Annotated in this window: 20 protein-coding genes; all 20 read left to right on the forward strand. The window is 60.4% G+C overall.

Going from position 1 to position 19,735, the window contains the following annotated elements; genetic code table 11:
• The first annotated feature begins 353 nt into the window (after positions 1-353).
• Positions 354-1,379, forward strand: coding sequence for a type VI secretion system protein TssA (gene tssA / locus FNU76_RS14720; RefSeq protein ID WP_223879029.1), 1,026 nt, complete (start codon positions 354-356; stop codon positions 1,377-1,379).
• Between the two features lie 57 nt (positions 1,380-1,436).
• Positions 1,437-1,964 (forward strand): type VI secretion system contractile sheath small subunit, encoded by a 528-nt coding sequence (gene tssB / locus FNU76_RS14725; protein WP_144278901.1) that lies wholly within the window; start codon positions 1,437-1,439, stop codon positions 1,962-1,964.
• Positions 1,965-1,985: 21 nt separating this feature from the next.
• Positions 1,986-3,491, forward strand: coding sequence for a type VI secretion system contractile sheath large subunit (gene tssC / locus FNU76_RS14730; protein ID WP_144278902.1), 1,506 nt, complete (start codon positions 1,986-1,988; stop codon positions 3,489-3,491).
• Between the two features lie 215 nt (positions 3,492-3,706).
• The gene (locus FNU76_RS14735; RefSeq protein ID WP_144278903.1) at positions 3,707-4,099 is read left to right on the forward strand and encodes a BPSL0067 family protein; all 393 of its coding nucleotides are present in this window, start codon (positions 3,707-3,709) and stop codon (positions 4,097-4,099) included.
• A 13-nt stretch (positions 4,100-4,112) separates the two neighbouring features.
• Positions 4,113-4,556 carry an STY0301 family protein gene (locus FNU76_RS14740; RefSeq protein ID WP_144278904.1) on the forward strand — a complete coding sequence of 148 codons (444 nt, stop codon included), beginning with the start codon at positions 4,113-4,115 and terminating at the stop codon, positions 4,554-4,556.
• A 250-nt stretch (positions 4,557-4,806) separates the two neighbouring features.
• Complete coding sequence (locus FNU76_RS14745) at positions 4,807-5,295, forward strand: Hcp family type VI secretion system effector (RefSeq protein WP_144278905.1); 489 nt, start codon at positions 4,807-4,809, stop codon at positions 5,293-5,295.
• Between the two features lie 132 nt (positions 5,296-5,427).
• On the forward strand, positions 5,428-6,234 hold the full coding sequence (locus tag FNU76_RS14750) for a type VI secretion system accessory protein TagJ (RefSeq protein ID WP_144278906.1): 807 nt from the start codon (positions 5,428-5,430) through the stop codon (positions 6,232-6,234).
• A gap of 1 nt (position 6,235) precedes the next feature.
• Complete coding sequence (locus FNU76_RS14755; RefSeq protein WP_144278907.1) at positions 6,236-6,844, forward strand: hypothetical protein; 609 nt, start codon at positions 6,236-6,238, stop codon at positions 6,842-6,844.
• Between the two features lie 46 nt (positions 6,845-6,890).
• Positions 6,891-7,181 (forward strand): hypothetical protein, encoded by a 291-nt coding sequence (locus FNU76_RS14760; RefSeq protein ID WP_144278908.1) that lies wholly within the window; start codon positions 6,891-6,893, stop codon positions 7,179-7,181.
• Positions 7,182-7,320: 139 nt separating this feature from the next.
• A complete protein-coding gene (locus tag FNU76_RS14765) occupies positions 7,321-9,570 on the forward strand; it encodes a type VI secretion system Vgr family protein (RefSeq protein WP_144278909.1) in 2,250 nt (749 codons plus the stop codon).
• Positions 9,571-9,577: 7 nt separating this feature from the next.
• Positions 9,578-10,120: a hypothetical protein gene (locus FNU76_RS14770; protein WP_144278910.1), complete on the forward strand. Its 543-nt coding sequence runs from the start codon at positions 9,578-9,580 to the stop codon at positions 10,118-10,120.
• 13 nt (positions 10,121-10,133) lie between these two features.
• Positions 10,134-11,306: a DUF2169 family type VI secretion system accessory protein gene (locus FNU76_RS14775; RefSeq protein WP_144278911.1), complete on the forward strand. Its 1,173-nt coding sequence runs from the start codon at positions 10,134-10,136 to the stop codon at positions 11,304-11,306.
• Complete coding sequence (locus FNU76_RS14780) at positions 11,303-12,409, forward strand: hypothetical protein (protein ID WP_144278912.1); 1,107 nt, start codon at positions 11,303-11,305, stop codon at positions 12,407-12,409. The genes FNU76_RS14775 and FNU76_RS14780 overlap by 4 nt, the downstream gene beginning before the upstream one ends.
• Before the next feature lie 26 nt (positions 12,410-12,435).
• On the forward strand, positions 12,436-14,070 hold the full coding sequence (locus FNU76_RS14785; RefSeq protein ID WP_144278913.1) for a PAAR-like domain-containing protein: 1,635 nt from the start codon (positions 12,436-12,438) through the stop codon (positions 14,068-14,070).
• A 37-nt stretch (positions 14,071-14,107) separates the two neighbouring features.
• Entirely contained in the window at positions 14,108-14,461 is a 354-nt protein-coding gene (locus tag FNU76_RS14790; RefSeq protein ID WP_144278914.1) for a hypothetical protein, read from the forward strand.
• 152 nt (positions 14,462-14,613) lie between these two features.
• Positions 14,614-15,105, forward strand: a complete 492-nt coding sequence (locus FNU76_RS14795; RefSeq protein WP_144278915.1) for a hypothetical protein — start codon at positions 14,614-14,616, stop codon at positions 15,103-15,105.
• 122 nt (positions 15,106-15,227) lie between these two features.
• Complete coding sequence (locus FNU76_RS14800) at positions 15,228-16,622, forward strand: HEAT repeat domain-containing protein (protein ID WP_144278916.1); 1,395 nt, start codon at positions 15,228-15,230, stop codon at positions 16,620-16,622.
• 241 nt (positions 16,623-16,863) lie between these two features.
• On the forward strand, positions 16,864-17,307 hold the full coding sequence (locus tag FNU76_RS14805; RefSeq protein ID WP_144278917.1) for a DUF29 domain-containing protein: 444 nt from the start codon (positions 16,864-16,866) through the stop codon (positions 17,305-17,307).
• A 250-nt stretch (positions 17,308-17,557) separates the two neighbouring features.
• Positions 17,558-17,740 carry a GlgB N-terminal domain-containing protein gene (locus FNU76_RS25050; RefSeq protein ID WP_308418555.1) on the forward strand — a complete coding sequence of 61 codons (183 nt, stop codon included), beginning with the start codon at positions 17,558-17,560 and terminating at the stop codon, positions 17,738-17,740.
• 20 nt (positions 17,741-17,760) lie between these two features.
• Positions 17,761-19,719, forward strand: a complete 1,959-nt coding sequence (glgB, locus tag FNU76_RS14810; RefSeq protein WP_308418556.1) for a 1,4-alpha-glucan branching protein GlgB — start codon at positions 17,761-17,763, stop codon at positions 19,717-19,719.
• Positions 19,720-19,735: the final 16 nt, after the last annotated feature.

Here is a 19,735-nt window from a genome sequence, read left to right on the forward strand (position 1 = left end):
CACTTGGACCCACCTCAAGACGGGCGGTATTTTTGGGGATCGGGGGCGGCGCAATAACGCACCTTCGCGCGCGATATATATAATATCAAACAGCGCGGCCGCCCGGACCGCGAAGGGTGCTCAAGCAGCTGATTAATAATACGATTATATTCGGATGCGGACCGGGAAACAGCCAGCAGGAGGGGGAAAATGACACAAACGGTGCGAGCTGGTCAACTGCGATGAAAATTAGCGAACGGTTAATGGTTAATGGTGAAAAATGACATTTGTCTAGTGCAGTGATTTGCCATAGCATCACCAGTTAACAAAAAACTACACGACACTTTTTAGTGTAGGGGAGGGAAATGATGCACATGGATATTGCGCCGCTGCTTGAGCCCGTCGATGCGTCGGCGCCTTGCGGCCAGAACCTCGAATACAGCCAGGAATTCCTTGCCTTGGAATCCCTGGTGGTCGGCACGCCTGAACAACAGTTCGGCGACACCGTCATCGCCGCCGTCGCGCCCGATTGGGCCGCCGTGGCCAAGCAAAGCGACGGCCTGCTGCGTCAAAGCAAGGACTTGCGCCTTGCCACCCTGCGTACCCGCGCCGCCATCAATCAAGATGGCGTGGCCGGCTTAGCGTCCGGTTTGGAACTGCTTGCCGGCCTGCTCTCCTCCTACTGGTCCGATCTGCACCCCGAGCTGGAAGACGGCGATGCCACCATGCGCATCAATGCCCTGTCGGCGCTGTCCAGCGTCGATGCGGTGTTGAATGATCTGCGCCAATCTACTTATATGGAAGTGCGCGGGCTGGCGGGTTGCCTGGTCAAGGACGTCGAGGCGGCCCTGGCGGGACGCTCCGGCGCGGAGTCGGGCGAATTGAGCGAAGCGGATATCAACCGCCTGGTCGTCGCCGATTCCGTCCAGGCCGAGCGGCTGGCCGAGCAATTGGGACGCGCCCGTACGGCGGCCGGTACGATTACCGAATTGCTGGACGAGCATACGCCCTACCATGGCCTGGACTTCACGGCGCTGTTGCGCCTGATCGAGCTGCTGCGCCATCCGCTGGGCAAGACCGCGACAGCGGCGGTGCCCGCCGCTACGCCGGGTGAAGCTTTGCCGGGCGCGGCCATGCCGGCTGGGGGCGCCGTGGCGGCGCAGTCCGGTGCCGCTCAGGTAGCGGTTCAGTGGCCGAGCGCAGTGAACAGCCGACAAGAAGCGGCTCGCCTGGTCGAGCTTGCCTGTGTCTACTTCGAAACCCATGAACCCGGCCACCCGGCGCCGCTGTTGCTGCGCCGTGGACAGAGGCTGATGACCATGGATTTCCTGGAAATCATCCGCGAGCTGGCACCCGAAGGCATGGGCCAGGTGGAAGCCGCCGCGGGACTTAATCGTTAAGGGGCCAAAAGGCCTCGTTGTCATTATTCACATCACCCAGTTATGTAAGGATCCACCATGGCTAAAAGCGATAGCGGACAAAAGTTCATTGCGCGCAATCGCGCGCCCCGCGTGCAGATCGAGTACGACGTCGAAGTCTATGGCGCCGAGAAAAAGGTTCAACTCCCATTTGTAATGGGCGTGCTCTCGGACCTGTCCGGCAAGTCGGAAGTCGACCAGGGTTCGGTGGCCGATCGTAAGTTCATGGAGATCGACGTCGACAACTTCGATTCGCGCATGAAGTCGATTCGTCCGCGCGCCGTCTTCAACGTGCCCAACGCCCTGACCGGCGAAGGCAACCTGAGTATCGATGTCAGCTTCGAAAGCATGGACGACTTCTCGCCTGCCGCCGTTGCCCGCCAGATCGAGCCCCTGCGCAAGCTGCTGGAAGCACGTCAGCAATTGGCCAACCTGCTGACCTATATGGATGGCAAGAACGGTGCCGAGTCGTTGATCGGTAAGCTGCTGCAGGACCCGGCGCTGTTGGCCGCGCTCTCCGCCGCCCCCAAGACCGTGGCGGATGACACCGCTCCGGTGGCCGAATAAGTTAGTGCGAGAGGACGCAAGATGACCACCGAGTTGCAAGGTTTCGGATCACCAGCCGGCGCGACCGCGCAAGGCGAACAAAGTGATTTCTACAATCTGCTGCAGAAGGAGTTCCGTCCCAAGTCGGACGAGGCCCGCAATGCCGTGGAGCAGGCCGTACATACCTTGGCCCAGCAGGTGCTGGCCGGTACCACGCTGATCGGCGACGATGCGTTCAAGTCCATCGAAGCCATTATCGGCGAGCTGGACCGCAAGCTGTCGGAACAGGTCAATCTGGTGATCCACCACGCCGATTTCCAGGCACTGGAATCGTCCTGGCGCGGTCTGCAATACCTGATCAACAACACCGAAACCGACGAGATGCTGAAGATCAAGGTCTTCAACGTCACCAAGGCCGATCTGCATCGCACCTTGCGCCGCTTCAAAGGCACCAATTGGGACCAGAGCCCGTTCTTCAAGCGTGTCTACGAAGAGGAATACGGCCAGTTCGGCGGCGAGCCTTTCGGCTGCATGGTGGGCGACTATTTCTTCGACCACAGCCCGGTCGATGTCGAGTTGCTGCGTGAAATCGGCCGCACGGCGGCGGCTTCGCACTGTCCTTTCATCTCGGGCGCCGCACCGTCGGTGATGCAGATGGAATCGTGGCAGGAACTGGCCAACCCGCGCGATCTGACCAAGATCTTCCAGACGCCGGAATACGCGGCCTGGCGTTCGCTGCGCGAATCGGAAGATGCCCGCTATATCGGCCTGGCCATGCCGCGCTTTCTGGCGCGCCTGCCCTACGGCGTCAACACCAACCCGGTCGATGAGTTCGATTTCGAGGAAGACACCGCCGGTGCCGCCCACGAACGTTTCGGCTGGGCGAACTCGGCCTATGCCATGGCGGTGAATATCAACCGCTCGTTCAAGCAGTATGGCTGGTGTACCCGCATTCGCGGCGTGGAGTCGGGCGGCACGGTGGACAATCTGCCTTGCCACACCTTCCCGACCGACGATGGTGGCGTGGACCTCAAGTGCCCGACCGAAATCGCCATTTCCGACCGGCGCGAAGCGGAGCTGGCCAAGAACGGCTTTATGCCGCTACTGCACCGCAAGAACTCCGACCTGGCCGCCTTTATCGGTGCCCAGTCGCTGCAAAAGCCGACCGAGTACATGGATGCCGACGCCAGCGCCAATGCGCAGCTGGCCGCACGCCTGCCGTACCTGTTCGCGGTTTGCCGTTTCGCGCATTACCTGAAGTGCATCGTGCGCGACAAGATCGGTTCCTTCACCAGCCGCGACGAAATGCAGCGCTGGTTGAATGAATGGATTCTCAATTATGTCGATGGGGATCCCGGTAATTCGTCCGAAGCGGTCAAGGCGGAAAAACCGCTTGCCGCGGCAGAAGTGATACTTGAGGAGATTGAAGGCAATCCAGGTTATTACGCAGCCAAGTTCTTCTTGCGTCCGCATTACCAATTGGAGGGTTTGACCGTTTCCTTGCGCCTGGTATCGAAATTACCATCCGCCAAGGAAGGCGGCGCCTAAGCAGTATGTATCCGGCCGTTCCGGCGACGTCGGGACGGCCAACCAGGCTTGTAGTACCTCCCATTGCGGCTTATACCCCTCGCCACGCTTTTCGAGCCGGCCCTGGGTGCTGCGCGTCCGTAGCGGGGAGTACAAATGGCGGGTTTTGGTTTTATTCACATTTATATTTGGCTGCGGCGAGCGCCGCTTCAATTTAAAACAAGGGAATATTTTAAATGCCTTATTTGCTTGGAATTGCCGAGAAGGATGTCTTCGGTAAGGCAAAGTTTGTGAATGCCAAGGGTAATACCGAATGTGTCGAGTTCGTCGTGCAGACCACCAGCGCGCCTTCGACCATCGGTTGGAATCGAGGCGACAAGATCAGCGATCTGCCGCCGGGGAAATTGGCCCGCGGCACCGCCATCGCCACCTTCGATGCAAATGGCCGTTATCCGACCGATACCTTGGGTAAGCACGCCGCTATTTATCTCAGCCACGACGCCCATGGCATCCGGGTGCTGGATCAATGGCGCGCGCAGGGTGAAGTGCGTGAACGGGTCATCCATTTCAACAAGCCCAAGGGCACGTCGCGCAGCAATGACGCCAGCACCTTTTACGTTATCAAGTAGGACGGAGCCCGCCATGGCATACCGAACCCATTTCCTTATCGGCGCGCTGTTGCTCGGCCTGTCCGGCGGGGCATCGGCGGCGGAATCGCAGGCGATGAGCTGCCCCGAGTCGCTACCGGTGACCGAACAGGCAGGGACGCTGGACAAACCATGGGAAGTCGTGGCCGATCAGGGGCGCGGCGGCTACGGCCTGGATGGTGTGCGGTTTTATTCCGGTCCGCCACAGGAAATGGCGACCTTGGTGCCGGACCAGACACGGCAGACCAGCCGCGAGCGCAAATCGGTCTGGCGGCTGCCAAGCAACGGCGGGCAGCAGTACTGGCTGGCTTGCGCCTACCGGAACACGGCCTTGCTGGCGACGCGGGCGCTGCCGCCCGAGCTGAAGAGCTGCGAGTTGACCGAGCAATTGTTGCCGTCCGGCAAGGTTTTGAAGGTGGTGGCGGTGGTGTGTAAGTAAGGGAAGCGCTGGGCGGATTTTTTCCGCTTGAATGCGGCGCTCGCAGGAGTCGTACCGAAAGACGGGATGCAGCAAGGCGCGGGTAAATGGGTACAGGGTCGAATCCCGCGCGATTCCGTCGCAGTGGCATGGTTGTACAAGGGGCATCACCCGGCCCCGGCAAATCAACTCCCATCGGCATCGGTCGGATAGATGACGAGGAGATTTTCTGCGCCTAGTGCGCGCTTTTGAAGAGTAAGGAGAGCAATAAATGGCAAAGGATATGTTCCTCAAGATCGATGGCATCGAAGGCGAGTCCGGCGATGACAAGCACAAGAACGAGATCGAACTCCTGTCGTTCAACTGGGGCATGGCACAAGCTTCCAGCATGCACTCGGGTTCGGGCGGCGGTCAGGGTCGCGTCACCGTTGACGATCTGAGCTTCATCCATTTCGTGGACAAGGCTACCCCGATCCTGATCCAGGCCTGTATGTCCGGCAAGCACATCCCCAAGGCTGTGTTGGTCGTTCGCAAGGCCGGTGAAAAGCCTCTCGACTACCTGAAGATCACCATGACCGACGTGCTGGTCACCTCGGTGAACCCAGCCGGCACCAATGGCGATGGCGAAGGCCTGAAGGCTTCCGTGGGCCTGGCTTTCTCCAAGGTCAAGGTCGAGTACCAGCCTCAAGGCGCGGATGGCAGCCCCAAGGGCGGCGCCGTGGTGTCCGAGTGGGACATCAAGGCCAACAAGAAGGTGTAATACGCTGGTGATCCATCCCGGTAGAAGGCTTCGGCCTTGATCCGGTGATGGTTTCCGGAGGGATGGCGCGTATGTGCCATCCCATCCGGGCACCTGTATGCAGTTGTTTAGATGGCAAGAGAGCTAGGAATCATGACCGTACCGTCCAATGCAGAAGCCCTGATCAAGCAGGGTTGTCCCACCGAAGCGCTGGAGGCATTGCAGGCCGAAGTGCGGCGCACCCCCGCGGCGCCGGAGCCGCGCGTATTCCTGTTCCAGTTGCTGGCCATCCTGGGCGATTGGCAGCGGGCCGGCCAACAGCTGGATACGCTATCCAAGCTCTATGGCGACTTCGCCACGTTTACCCATTTCTATCAGCATGTGCTAACCGCCGAGCGGGCACGTGCCGATGTTTTCGCCGGGCAAGCAAGCCCGGTGGTGATAGGCGATCCCTCGCCCTGGCTGGCCCAGATGATCGAGGCCCTGCGCCTGGACGCCGGTGCCAACCACGCCGCCGCCGCCAGCTTGCGCGCCGAGGCGCTGGAGCAGGCGCCCGCCCATTCCGGCCATATCGATGACCAGCCTTTTGCCTGGCTGGCCGACGGCGATAGCCGGCTGGGTCCGGTCCTGGAAGTCATCGTCAAAGGCCAGTACCGCTGGCTGCCGATGGAAAGATTGATTGCCGTCGAACTGGAAAAGCCCGAGTCCTTGGCCGATCTGGTCTGGCTCAAGGCCGAACTGTATCTGGCCGGGGGCCAGCAGACGCCCGCCCTGGTGCCGGTGCGCTATCCCGGCTCGACCTCGGCTGGCGCGCCGCTGGCGATGGCCCGCGCCACGCGCTGGCTGCAGCCGCATAGCGACACCTGGTTTGGCCTGGGCCAACGCGAATTCGCTTCCGATGTGGGCGAGCATGCCTTGCTCGACACGCGGGTGATTCGTTTCGATACGGTGGAAAACTGAAATGGCAGGACAGCGCATCCCCGGTCCGCAGGGCATGGATATTGCCCCGCTTTCGCATGATCAAGGCATACGCCAGCGTATCGCGCCGGCGCGCGCCGCCGGTATCGGCGTGGCTGCGTCCGCGCCGGCCCACCGGCCGATCGGGGCTGGCTGTGTCGCCACCGGCAAGACGCTTTGCCATGCCCTGTTCGAACTGGCGGCCTACGAGAACCAGAAGGGCACGATGGTGTTCGTGAAGGAGATCATCGACCGCAAGAAACTGGTGCGTGGTGAGCTGGTGATCAGCCATAACCCGGTAACCGGCGGTGGCGATCCACAAGATCCAGGTATCGAGAACTCCGAGTTCAAGGATCCGCGCCTGCCTTACTACGTCGATACCGAATATATCGAGGTGGGCTACGCGCTGACCAAGCAGGGCATGGACGCCAAGATGGGCTTTATCGCCTGGGTCACGGCCAAGAAGGCTATTTCCCTGTTCACCGGCGACTCGACCACCGGCCTGTCGCATCGGCCCAATGCACTCGGCCTGCAAATCGGTGAAATGATCGCCAAGCGCTATCGCAATATCGCCCACTTTGCCGAGGAGTTCTGTGGAGGCAAGTGTGAATAAGCTGGTCCGGTCCATCTGCAAAGCCGGCATCGTCTGCAATCTGCTGATGGCAGCGGGACTGGCCATCGCCATGCCGATGGTGATGAAGATGCAGGGCGGCAGCGACGCGATGAAGCTGATCCCGCTTTGGTGGCTTGCCGATGCGGTGGCCTATCTGCTCTTGCTGCTGAATTTCCGGGCCGGATTCTTTTGGATCGTCTTTTCCCTGCTGGTCACCGTCGGCCTGTCGATCTTCAGAGATAATTATCTTTTTACCACTGCTTTTTCGGCGCTGGCCGTATCGACCATCGCCTACGCCTTTTATAAAGATCGCCCTTATTGGCGGGTACTTCGCTAAGGGGCATGGCACCCGGTGCCGTATGAATTGAGCCCGACCGTGCCGCGAATTGGCGGACGGGTAATGCCCCGACAGGGAATAAGTTAAACGCCGCGCCAGCTTGAGCGCGCCATCTACAACGGACAAGCAGGGACATCCCATGTTCGATGATCGCAATATCCAACTGACCACGCCGCTCGGTCCCGAAGCCCTGATCTTCCGTAGCCTGGACGGCTTCGAAGCGCTGGGCCAGCTGGGCCAATACCGGCTGGTGGCGCTGTCGCGCCGCGCCGACCTGGCCCTGGACAAGGTGGTCGGGCAGGCCATTACCGTCAGCACCGATGTCGCCCTGGGCGCGGTCCGCCACCTCAATCTCTTTGTCAGCCAGATCAGCCTGACCGGCCGCGAGGGCGAGTACTACCGCTACGAAGCCACCTTGCGGCCCTGGCTGTGGTTCCTGTCGCGCACCGTCGATTGCCGGGTGTTCCAGCACCAGAACCCCATCGATATCATCCGCACGGTCTTCGCCGACCACGCCATCGCCAAGTTCGACGTGCGTACCACCCATAGTTACGCCCCGGTCGATTACTGCGTGCAGTACCGCGAGTCGGACTACAACTTCGTGGCGCGGCTGTGCGAGCAGGAAGGCATCTACTTCTGGTTCGAACACGCCGAAGGCGCGCACACGCTGATCCTGGCCGATGCGCTATCTGCCCACAAGCCGGCGCCCGGCTATGCCAAGGTGCCGTTCGAGCAGGGCGGCGGCGATGGCGGCATGACCACCGACCGCGAGCATCTGGAACATTGGCATTACAGCAAGTCGGTCCAGCCGGTGAACTTCGTACTGACCGATTACGACTTCGAAAAGCCCCGCGCCGATCTGACCGTACGGTCCAAGATCGACCGCAACCACGGCGAAGCGCACCACGAAGTGTTCGACTACCCGGGCGAATACGTCGACCCGGGCCTGGGCGAGCACTACGCCCGCATTCGCCTGGACGAAGCGCAGGCCCGCCAGGAAACCGCCACCGGCCAAGGTACCGTGCGCGGCCTGCCGGTCGGTTCGTTGTTCACCCTGTTCGACCACCCGCGCGCCGACCAGAACCGTGAATACCTGGTGACCAGCGCGCATCTGAGCTGGGCGGAAGCTTCCTACCAGTCCGGTGCAGGCGAATGGGTCGCCAGCTGCCAGATCGATGCGCTGCCCAGCGCGCTGCCGTTCCGGCCGGCCCGCAGCACGCCGCGCCCCTTTGTGCAGGGTCCGCAGACGGCGGTGGTGGTGGGTCCGGCGGGCGAAGAAATCTTCTGCGACGAATACGGCCGCGTCAAAGTGCAGTTCCACTGGGACCGCCGTGGCGGCCGCAACCAGCACAGCTCCTGCTGGGTCCGTTCCTCGCAACCGTGGGCCGGGCAGAATTTCGGGGCGATGTCGCTGCCGCGTATCGGCCAGGAGGTGGTGGTGTCCTTTCTGGAAGGGGATCCCGACCAGCCGCTGATCACCGGCCGGGTCTACAACGCCGGCCAGATGCCGCCGTGGGACTTGCCGGCCAACAAGACCCAGTCCGGCATCCTGACCCGCTCGACCCAGGGCGGCGCGTACGACCACGCCAATGCGATCCGCTTCGAAGACAAGAAGGGCGCGGAAGAGCTGTGGCTGCATGCGGAGAAGGACCAGCGCATCGAAGTCGAGAACGACGAAAGCCACTGGGTTGGGCACGACCGCAAGAAGACGGTGGACCACGACGAAACGGTACTGGTGAAGCACGACCGGACCGAGACGGTGGACAACGATGAAACCATCACGGTGCACAACAACCGCAAGGAGCGGGTGGACCATAACGAGACCATCTCGATCGGCGACAACCGTACCGAGGACGTGGGCAAGAACGAGACCATCACGGTCGGCGACAACCGTAGCCTGACGGTGGGCAAGAACGAGACGATCAATATCGGCGACAACGAGTCGATTACGATCGGCAGCAACAAGACACTCGATATCGGCAGCAATTGGACCATCACGGTCGGCAAGGCCAAGATGGAAACCGTCGCCCTGGCCTCGGTGGAGAATGTCGGGCTGGCCAAGATGACCAATGTCGGCGCCGCCTACAGCTTGAACGTGGGTGCCTTTATGAATACCGTCGTGGCGGCCTGGCAGAAGGAGCAGGTGGGACTCAGCAAGACCGTGACGGTAGGGGAGACTTTCCTCCTCACCGCGGGTGGGGCCAGCTCGATCAAGATGGACGAGGATTCGATCACATTGAAGGTCGGCAAAAGTGTGATCACGATGAAGGCGGATGGGACAATCACCTTGAACGGCAAGGACATCAATGTCATCGCCAAGGGTGAAGTCCAGGTCCAGGCCAAATCCGATATCGCCATGCAGGGCAAGAACATCAAGCAAAACGGATAGCTTAACCATGTCACTTCATCCGGCCAGCAAGACAATCGATCAAGCCGAAACCGAGCAGGACCGAGTGCCAAGCGACCCCTTGCAACTGCTTTTGCAAAAGGCCACCGGGCATGCCGCGCAACCGGCGCCGGCCGGTGCGCTTATCCTGGGCGAGATCGTTTCGCTCAATGCTGCCGGCTTGCCCCGTCTGCACGTGGACGGAGTCGGCCTGGTCGATATGGCGGCCAGCCTCGTCCCGATCACCGTGGCGGATGTCGGCAAGACCGTCGCATTCAGCATGCCGGTCGGTCCAGCCAGCCCGGGCGTGGTGCTGGGCTTAGTCTGGCAGCCGCAGGTCGCGGCTATGGAGGCCGTGGCCCCGCAGCCGCTCGAAGCCAGCGTGGACGGCAATATGGTGCATATCGAAGCGCGCCAGTCCATCAAACTGTCATGCGGCCGGGCAAGTATTACGCTGACGGCCGACGGACAGATACTGTTGCGCGGCGACTATATCTCCAATCATTCCACCGGTACGCAACGCATCAAAGGTGCGGCGGTACAAATCAATTGAGCCAGGGATAGCTATGGAAGTCATCAATGGCAGTCGCTATCTGCTGGATGCAAGCCAGGCCCTCGATGGGGAAGGGCGGCCCTGGTTGGTCGTCATGGCCAAAGCCAGCTGGCAAATCGAAACGCGGGACGATGGGCCGCCGCGCCTGGCTGAAGTACAGCGCGGCTTCCTGGCCAGCGATCTGTTCGAAGGGGAACCGGGCTTGTCGGCGGCCCATATCGAATCCGACTTCGTGTTCAGGAAACAGGCGTGCGACGTCATTTTCAAGGGTTCGGCGCATGCACCCAAGGGCCGGCCGGTGCGGGAACTGGAAGCCGGTATCAAGCTGGGACCGATACAAAAGATCGTACGCGTCCTCGGCGACCGGCAGTGGCAACGTAGGTTGGGCGGCTTCTGGTCGCTTGGCAGCGCCGAGCCGTTCCTCAGCCTGCCGGTCAGCTACGGCAATGCCTTTGGCGGCCTATACACTGCCGAACACATACAATCGGACGATCCGAAGGACTTCCTGGCGCATCCTGCCAATCTGGTTGGGCGCGGCTATGCCAAGGGAAAATTCCTGTCCTTGCTCGAAGGCAAGCTTGGCCCGAATATCGAGGCGCATAACGAGCGTGTCGACTCTCCCGAAACACTCTATACGCCGGTATCGCTGGGTCCGATCGCCAGGAATTGGGCGCCGCGCCTGGCATTGGCCGGCACCTACGACGAGCAGTGGCGCAACGAGGTATTCCCCTTGCTGCCGGCCGACTTCGACGAGCGCTTCTACCAATGCGCGCCGCTGGACCAGCAAATCCCCTTTCCCCGCGGCGGTGAGCAGCTTGTGCTGCTCAATCTGACGCCCGGTGGCGGGGTGACCCCGTTCACCTTGCCCAGCCTGGATTTGCCGATGGTTGCCCTTCCCGCCAATCGCCATCCCGTGGTATTGCACCCGGTGGTCGATACCCTGGTGATCGACACCGATACGATGACAATCGACGTGGTTTGGCGCGCCAGCCTGCCTTTGTCGCGGGGACTGCACGAGATCCATACCGTAGCGGCAGGCAGTATCTGTAAGCGTTGGTGGAAAAGCCGCGTATATGGCGCGGAAGATTGTGGTTGCCACGGCGTCGAGACGGATGACAAGGATCTGGCGCCGGTGGATACGGCCTTGGTCGATGATGAACTCGACAGCGAAAGCGAAGCGGCATGAGTATCAGCACGGAACTGTCCGTTATTGCATCCGGTGCCGTCAGCTCGATCGGATTGAGCGCTGCCAGCACTTGTGCGGCGATACGGGCCAGCTTGAATAATTTTCGTGAAACCCACTTCGTGGATAGCAAAGGCGAACCCGTACTGGGTGCCATGGTCCCAACGGCGGTACTCACGGGTACCGAGGACGACGAGGTGATACAGGGCGGCCCGGACAAGCTGGCAGCCATGTTCGTGCGCGCCGTACGCGAGTGCAGCGAGGCGGCCGGCGGCATTGACCCAGCACAGACGGCACTGCTGCTGGTAGGCCCCGAGGGCAGCCGTCCTGGCGTGGACGAGGCGCTGCTCCGCCATGTCTTCGACACCTGCCAGGCCACCGCCGGCATGGCCTTCCATGCCGCCAGCCGGATCACGCAAGTAGGTACGCCCGGCTTGGCCGTGATGCTCAAATACAGCCGCGAGCTACTTGCGGCACCGCAGGAAAGCGGTGTGCAAGCTGTTTTGATTGCCGGCCTCGATAGCCTGCTTAACGGGAACGATATTCGCCAGGCCTTGCAGGAAGGGCGAATCCTGACTTCAGCCAATGCCGATGGTTTCATTCCCGGCGAAGCCTGCGCCTGCATCCTGGTGGTTCGGTCCGATGCCGCCTTGGCGCGCCGCCGTGCCGATGGACGGGAGGATGAGCCTGCCGCGGCGATATTGCGGCTGAGAGGGATCGGCCTGGCGCAAGAGAGCGCCACCTTATCGTCTCGGCAACCCAGCCGCGGACGCGGTCTTGCCACGGCCATCGCCCAAGCCCTTGGCGAGGCGGAGCTGCAGGCGCACGATGTCCATAACCGGATGTCCGATGCGACCGCCGAGAGCTATTTCTTCGAAGAGGCCAGCTATGCCTGGACACGCCTATTGCGGCAACGTTCGCCCGAAGGCTATTTGTTTACGACGCCCATGAATCGCGTCGGCCATATCGGCGCCGCGATGGGGCCGCTCACCTTGGTGCTGGCGCTTGACCAGGTACGCAAGCAATGGGCGGCGGGCGAAAATATCCTGATTCATCTGAGCAGCAATAGCAGTCCACGGGCAGCCCTGGTGCTTACCGCCGCATAAACCTGCCCTGGATAGAAAGACTGGCCATGTCGCACAATGTATTTGCCAATAACAATGAGATTTGCGCGAAGAGCGCCAGCGGCACGTCCAACCTGGCGATAGACACCTGCTTTTCGCCGGGCGCCCCCATGCCGGGCGTGCCGGTGCCTTATATGAATACCTGCAAAGCCGGCGATATTACCAAGGGCTCGCGTACGGTATTTATCAAGGGCATGGAAGTCTGCCTGGAAGACAAGAGCTATTTCTCCACCAGCTATGGCGATGAAGCGGCCACCAAGGGACTTAAGCGCGGGACCGTTTCCACCAGCGTGCAAGGCAAGTGCCGCTTTATCGGCTGGAGCCCGAATGTGTTTATCGAGGGGCTTGCGGTCACGCGCCACCTCGATATGGTGACGCACAACCACAATAGCCCCGCCAATACGCCGCCGACTTATTATATGTCGAGCCAGGATACCAAAACGAAATGCAAGGAAGATCAAGACCGCATTGCCAAGCGCTGCGCGGCCGATTCCAAGAAGAATATGAAGGGCAAGGGCGTTCCCACGGGTAAACAGGATAAGGCCGACAAAGCCCATGAATGGGTCACCGATCATTGCGGGCCACTATTGGCCAAGCCGGGCGAGGACTTCGAGAATTGGTACAAGGAATTTGGCGATACCGGTAAGTTGATGCAACAAGCGGCCAGCCAGCTAAAGAACGAAGTCATCGCCAAGATGGAAAAGGAAGTAACCGAGTACGCCACCAAGACGGTAGTCAAGATGGCGGCTCGCCGAGGCTTGACCGGTTGGATTCCGGTGGTCGGCTGGGTGCTGACGGCCGTGGACGTTGCGGTAACCGGCTATGAAGTGGCGACGACCGTGAGCACGATGAAGGACGAGTTGGCCGACCTGAAGAAAACGGTCGAGCAGCTGAAGAAGGAGTCGCAGAACGTCACCAAAGTGCTGGACAAGTACAAGGACGAACTCAAAAACTACGGCAATCTGGATAAGAAGCGCCAAGGTGAAGTCGCACGCGAAGTCATGGCCGGCGTACAGGGTGCCTACGGTGCCGCCAACCCTTGTCTACGCGCGCGTAAATGCTCGTTGATCCCTTACAACAAAACCACGGCAGCCAATAACTGGGCAGGAAAAGGTTGCTGTCCTGGACAGACCGGACACCATCTTATGCCGGATGCCATGTTCCGTAACGGCGACAAGGCCGTCCAGAACAGCGCTTTCGATAAGTGGAAGACCTCCTATAAGGGTGAGAAGCCGCTGGAGGATCTGAAAATTGCCGATATGCCGCGCGATAAAAAGCCGACGGCAAAATGTTGGGATAAGTACAAGGAAGGTCCGGCACCGACTATCTGCCTGGAGGGTAGTGACAATACCAGTGGTTCGCACGGAGTCATGCATGCCGCGACGGCAAAGGCGGTGAAGCCTTTCCAGGCGAAGCCGGAAATGGACTACACCAAAGCCCGGAGCCTGCTTGCCCACGAAATCAGCGTGGCTTACGGTTGTGATGTAAAGTGCCTCGAAGCGCAGCTCGATGAATCTTATTGCAAGATGTACACCTGCGGTAACCCAGGAGATGATTGCGAGAAGAAACTCAAGGATGCCAAAGTGGTGCCGCATTCGGGTATGCCAAATGGCGGGCCGACGTCGACCGACGGTGATTTGTAATCGCTATTTAAATTATGTGTAAGAGAGGAGGTTGGCAGTGCCTATTTTTGACCGTGAAAAGTGGAGTAGATTCGGTAGTGGCTTCTCAGGTTATGATTGTGCAATTGGTTTTGACCGCCGATACGCATTCTTGATGTATGAGATAACCGACAGCCCACATCGTGACCCCATGCCGGAGATGCGGGTGGTCGTGGCGCGTATGGAGCGTCCGATGGAAAACAGATTCTATCGGATTCAGTTGCCTCATTTTGATTTTGCACGAATTGCCTATGGGGAAAGTCCGAGTACCGAATTTACGGCGGTCGATCTGGGGGGAATACCTATGGCTATAACCCGCCTCATAGCGAAGAAGAGAAGAAGCACCCCGTGGCGCTTGAGGGTAGTGAACTGAACGCAGTCATTTCCCAGGTGGTTCGTATTGGCGGTAGCATCTACACCGTTGGTGGGCCGCGTCGCATGCATAAGCGGCTGGGAATAGATAAATGGCACGATATTACTGCCAGCTTGCCGATTCCGCCGGATTACGCAAATGGTAATGCGAATATGGGAGACTTTATTTGGAACGATGCGGCGGGATATAGCGAGAACGATATCTACGCCATCGGGGGCGCGGGAGATGTGTGGCATTTCGACGGAAAGAAATGGTCGCAATGCAGCTTCCCTTCCAATGAGCGCTTGTATAACGTTTGCTGCGGCGACGATGGCAAAGTTTATATTGGCGGCAATATGGGATCGCTCTATGTGGGGCGCGAGAATAGCTGGAAAAAGCTGTCCGACGGTAATTACAGCGTGCCTTGGAAGGATATCGCCTGGTTCGCCGGCAAACTCTGGTGCGGTTCGGATTACGGCCTGTGGGAATGGCACGGCACGGAATTGGTGCGGGCGCCAGTGCCGGCGGATGTTCAACTGGTATCCGGCGCAATCGATATCTCGCCGGACAAGACCTTGATGCTGACAGCCGGCCCCGATGGCGCTGCCCTATTCGACGGCACAAAGTGGGAAGTCCTGTTCAGCCGGCACGATCTGGAAGACTAGCTAGGTGTTGATGTCCTGGTTTCGACCGTGCCGTTTCGAGCCGGCTCGAAGCCGGGGCGCCGGTGCTGCAAACGGACTTCGCTGTTCTCACTGCGATCGTCCGATAGACGAAAGTACACCAATTGACTGTTTTGCTTCCCCTTGTGGCACGCCATGCCGAAGATGCGGCCTTCTACTGGGCGCATGGTCGCGAGGCGACCTTCAGTAGCCAACATACCCCGCAATCCCGTAGGCGTTTCCGTCACTTATTGGATGCCAACCTCGAAGGCTTACGGGTAGCCCAGCGCGAAAGCGCATCGCAGGATGGCATCTCCGGCGCGGGCTGGCAGGCTGTGTGGGCGCGCGTGCAGCAGTGGCAGACCGCCGACGAGGCATTCGTGGCGGGCGTATTGGCGCTTGAGGCGGCCACTGCTAAATCACCAAGGCTGACCATGCTGGAGGCGCTGGAGCAACTGGCCTGCGAACAGTTCGGCCAGGATGCGGAACGCGACATCGCCCAGGGACTGGGTCATGCCGCGACCGAGTTGGATGCAGCCGGTTTGAAGTGGCTGGTACCTCGCTGGTTGGCTTCCGAGCAGCCCATTTTTCGGCGTGCTGCGCTGGCTGCCGGCGTGAGCGGTGGTTTGTTGAGCGATGAAGATTTGCAATCCTATCTGGTGGATGCCCATCCGCTGGTACGCGCCAGGGCGCTACGCGCCGTGGGCGAGCTGGGGCGCAATACGCTGGTCGATATGCTGCCAGGCGCAATCGACCTTGCCCGCGAGACAGATGCGGTCTGCAGATATTGGGCCGCCATTTCGCTCTGCCTGCTGGGTCGCAACGAAGGTATCGCGACACTGGGACGCTGGACGTCCGAGAACCCGACCGGTGCGCTGACCCAGCATGCCCTGGCGGTACTTGCCCAGCGCTTGCCGCGTGAAATACTCAGGAAAAGTCTGTCCGCCGCTCTACATTTACCCTCGCACCAGCGAAGTGCGCTGAACGCAATCCGCTACAGCGGCGATTTGGGTTGGCTGCCTGTTTTACTTGATCTGGTGGAGCAGCACAGCCAGGACGATGCCCTGCGCGCGGCCTTGCTGGAGCCGTCCACGAATCTGGCGCGCCTGGCAGGGGATGTGTTGGCCCACCTGACCGGACGCCCCCTTGCCGGTTCGGACCAATCCGAAGCCCTGTGGCAGCACGCCCCTGCGGTTGAAGACCTGTTCGAAGCGGACGAACACGGCGACTTCCCCGACCCTGCCTCCGACCCCGATGTTCCGATCCAACGCAAGCACGATCCCGATATTGATTTGCTCTGGCCCGATCCGGCCAAATTGCGTCGGGCGCTGGCTTCGCTTGGCGTGGCTGATCCCACGACGGATGGGCAGTCGCTTTACCTATATGGCCAGGCGCTGACACCCGCGTATGCACGCCAGTTGATCCACGATCCCGAGTCGCCGCAATCGCTGCGCTACCATGCCGCCCTGTACTTGCGGTGCAATGGGCATAGCGAGACCTTGATCGATATCGGTCGATGAAGATCGGTGGCGAGAATTCAACTTTTCCGCGCAGCTGCCGATAAGACTTATACGGCTAACAGCAGCGACAGGAAAAGCCCGGGTGGCGGCTATGTCCGCAACCGCAAACGGGTAGCTTTGGCAAAAGGACCGGGATTTTTTCCCGGTCTTTTTGTTTTTGTGCACGCAAGCCCGCATGACTGAACGACAGGAAAAGCGGAAAAGCGCAAAATCACAGCCGCAAGCATAAGGAGAAAAAGCCATGAGCCGTATCGGTTATGAGCAGGACGTCGTTGCGTGGGCCAACGAACAGGCCGCGTTGATACGCGCCGGTAAATTCGAGCAGCTCGACCTTGAACATATCGCCGAGGAGATCGAGGACGTGGGCAAGAGTGAACAGCGGGAACTGGCCAACCGGATGGCTATTTTGCTGGCGCATTTACTAAAGTGGCAGTTCCAATCGGAGCGGCGCGGCGCAAGCTGGAAAAACACCATCAACGTGCAACGTGAGGCTATTGCTTGGCGCCTTCGCAAAACGCCCAGCCTCAAACACGACGTGGCTGACCCGGAATGGTGGCAGTACGTTTGGGGTGATGCCACCGACCTGGCCGGCAGGGAAACCGGATTGGACGGTTTCCCGAAAGCGTGCCCCTGGCCCTTTGAAACGATCATGTCCGACTGGCTACCCGAGCCATTTTCGAACTGACCTGAAACCCGCCTGCAACAATCACCGGGCACACTGCCGGCACTTTCCGCTGCTGGACAGCGGTTGTGGCTCCTGCCCGGACGAGCCCGATGTGCCGGGCACCAAATCGCCTGCCCCCGAGTCTGTTGCTCGGGGGCATTTGTTTTGCCTGTTCCTTCTCCGGTGTGCCCAGGTAGGCATTTCGTCCTAGCATTAGGAAGCTGCTGAAAAACCGCACATAGGCACTGTCTCAGTGCATCGAGGAGAGGGCATGGCGAGCTGTACGCTCGATCATTGGGTGATTGAAGCGATATGCCGGGGTGAACATGGCGATGCCTTTGCCGTGTTGGGCCCGCATGAATTGGCGGATGGACGCTGGTGTCTGCGCGCCTGGTTGCCGGAAGCCATCGCGGTGGAGGTTCGGGGGCGGCCGGCGAGTGTTTGGCGGGTTTGACCTGCGTCGATGAGCGGGGTTTGTTTGAAGCACTGTTGCCCGCCGGTCCACCGTTCACCTATTACCTGCATGCCGATTGGCTGAACGCCAGCCTCGATCTGGACGACCCTTACCGCTTTCCACCGCTTTTGAACGCCGATGAGCTTTGGCATATCGGCGAAGGCAGCCATCGCCGGCTATGGCATTGCCTGGGTGCTCATCCAGGCCAATTGGATGGCGTGGCGGGAACCCGCTTCGCGGTATGGGCACCGAATGCGAAGCGCGTCGCCGTATTGGGCGATTTCAATCTATGGGACAACCGCCGTCATCCCATGCGCCTGCGGCGCGAGGGCGGCGTGTGGGAAATCTTTCTGCCGGGTGTGACGGTAGGCATGGCCTACAAGTTCGATATCCTCGATTGGGATGGCCAGCTGGTGCAAAAGGCCGATCCCTTCGCCTTTGCCGCCGAGCTGCGGCCGGCCACGGCCTCGCTGGTCTCGGTTTTGCCGAGCGCTGCCGGTCCCGCCGTGCCGGTTGGCGGCCTGCACCAGGCGATCAGCATCTACGAGGTTCACCTCGGCTCCTGGCGGCACGGACCCACTGGTTGGCTGACTTACCGGGAATTGGCGCACAGCCTGGTTCCCTACGTGGTGGAGATGGGATTCACCCATATCGAGCTGCTGCCGATATCGGAATTTCCCTTTGACGGTTCCTGGGGTTATCAACCCATCGGTTTATACGCGCCCACCGCCCGTTTTGGCTCGCCGGCGGATTTCCGTTACTTCGTCGAGCAGGCGCAGGCAGCCGGCCTGGGGGTGATACTCGATTGGGTGCCTGGCCACTTTCCCGAAGATCCGCATGGCTTGGCTCGCTTCGATGGCACGCACCTCTATGAGCATGCCGATCCGCGCGAGGGTTTCCACCGCGACTGGCATACGCTGATCTACAACTACGGCCGGCGCGAAGTCGCCAATTTCCTCAGTGCCAATGCTCTGTTCTGGCTGGAGCAGTATGGCTTGGACGGCCTGCGGGTGGATGCGGTGGCATCGATGCTATACCGCGATTACAGCCGCGAAGAGGGCGAGTGGCTGCCGAATGTCCATGGTGGGCGCGAAAATCTGGAAGCCATCGGCTTTTTGCGCCAGACCAATCATTGGCTAGGGGTGGAGCGGCCGGGCGCGATCAGCGTGGCGGAGGAATCGACGGCTTTTCCGCAGGTGACTCGTCCGCCCGAGCATGGCGGGCTGGGCTTCCATTACAAGTGGAATATGGGCTGGATGCACGACACGCTGTCCTATATGCGCCGCGATCCCATCCATCGCCGTCACCACCACGATCAGCTGACTTTTGGCATCGGCTATCTCTACGGTGAAAACTATGTATTGCCGCTGTCGCATGACGAGGTGGTGCATGGCAAAGGCTCCTTGCTGGGCAAGATGCCGGGCGACGACTGGCAGCGCTTCGCCAATCTGCGCGCGTACTACGGTTTTATGTGGCTGCACCCCGGCAAGAAGCTGTTGTTCATGGGAGGCGAATTTGCCCAGCAGGCCGAATGGGACCATGCCGCCAGCCTGGATTGGCATCTTTTGGCGGATAGCCGCCATGCCGGCGTGCAGGCCTTGGTGCGCGATCTCAACCACCTGTATCGCGATACACCGGCATTGCATCGGCTCGATTGCGACCCGGCCGGCTTCGAGTGGACCTGCCACGACGATGCGGACAATTCGGTGCTGGGTTTCGTACGGTGCGACGGCTTGGGGGCGCTGGTGCTGGTGGTCTGCAATTTCACCCCCATGGTGCGTTGCAATTATCGCGTGGGGGTGCCGGCGGCGGGTGATTGGCGCGAAGTGCTGAATACCGACTCAAGCCACTATGGCGGCAGCAATGTCGGCCATGGCGATGCGTGCAGCGAGCCGGTCGGCTGGCATGGCCGCGCCCATTCGCTCAGCTTGACCCTGGCGCCCTTGGCCACCCAGGTTTTTGCATGGCAGGCGCCGTGATTTCCTGGTGTTTCAC

It is taken from the genome of Chitinimonas arctica, assembly GCF_007431345.1.
Lineage (GTDB): Bacteria > Pseudomonadota > Gammaproteobacteria > Burkholderiales > Chitinimonadaceae > Chitinimonas > Chitinimonas arctica.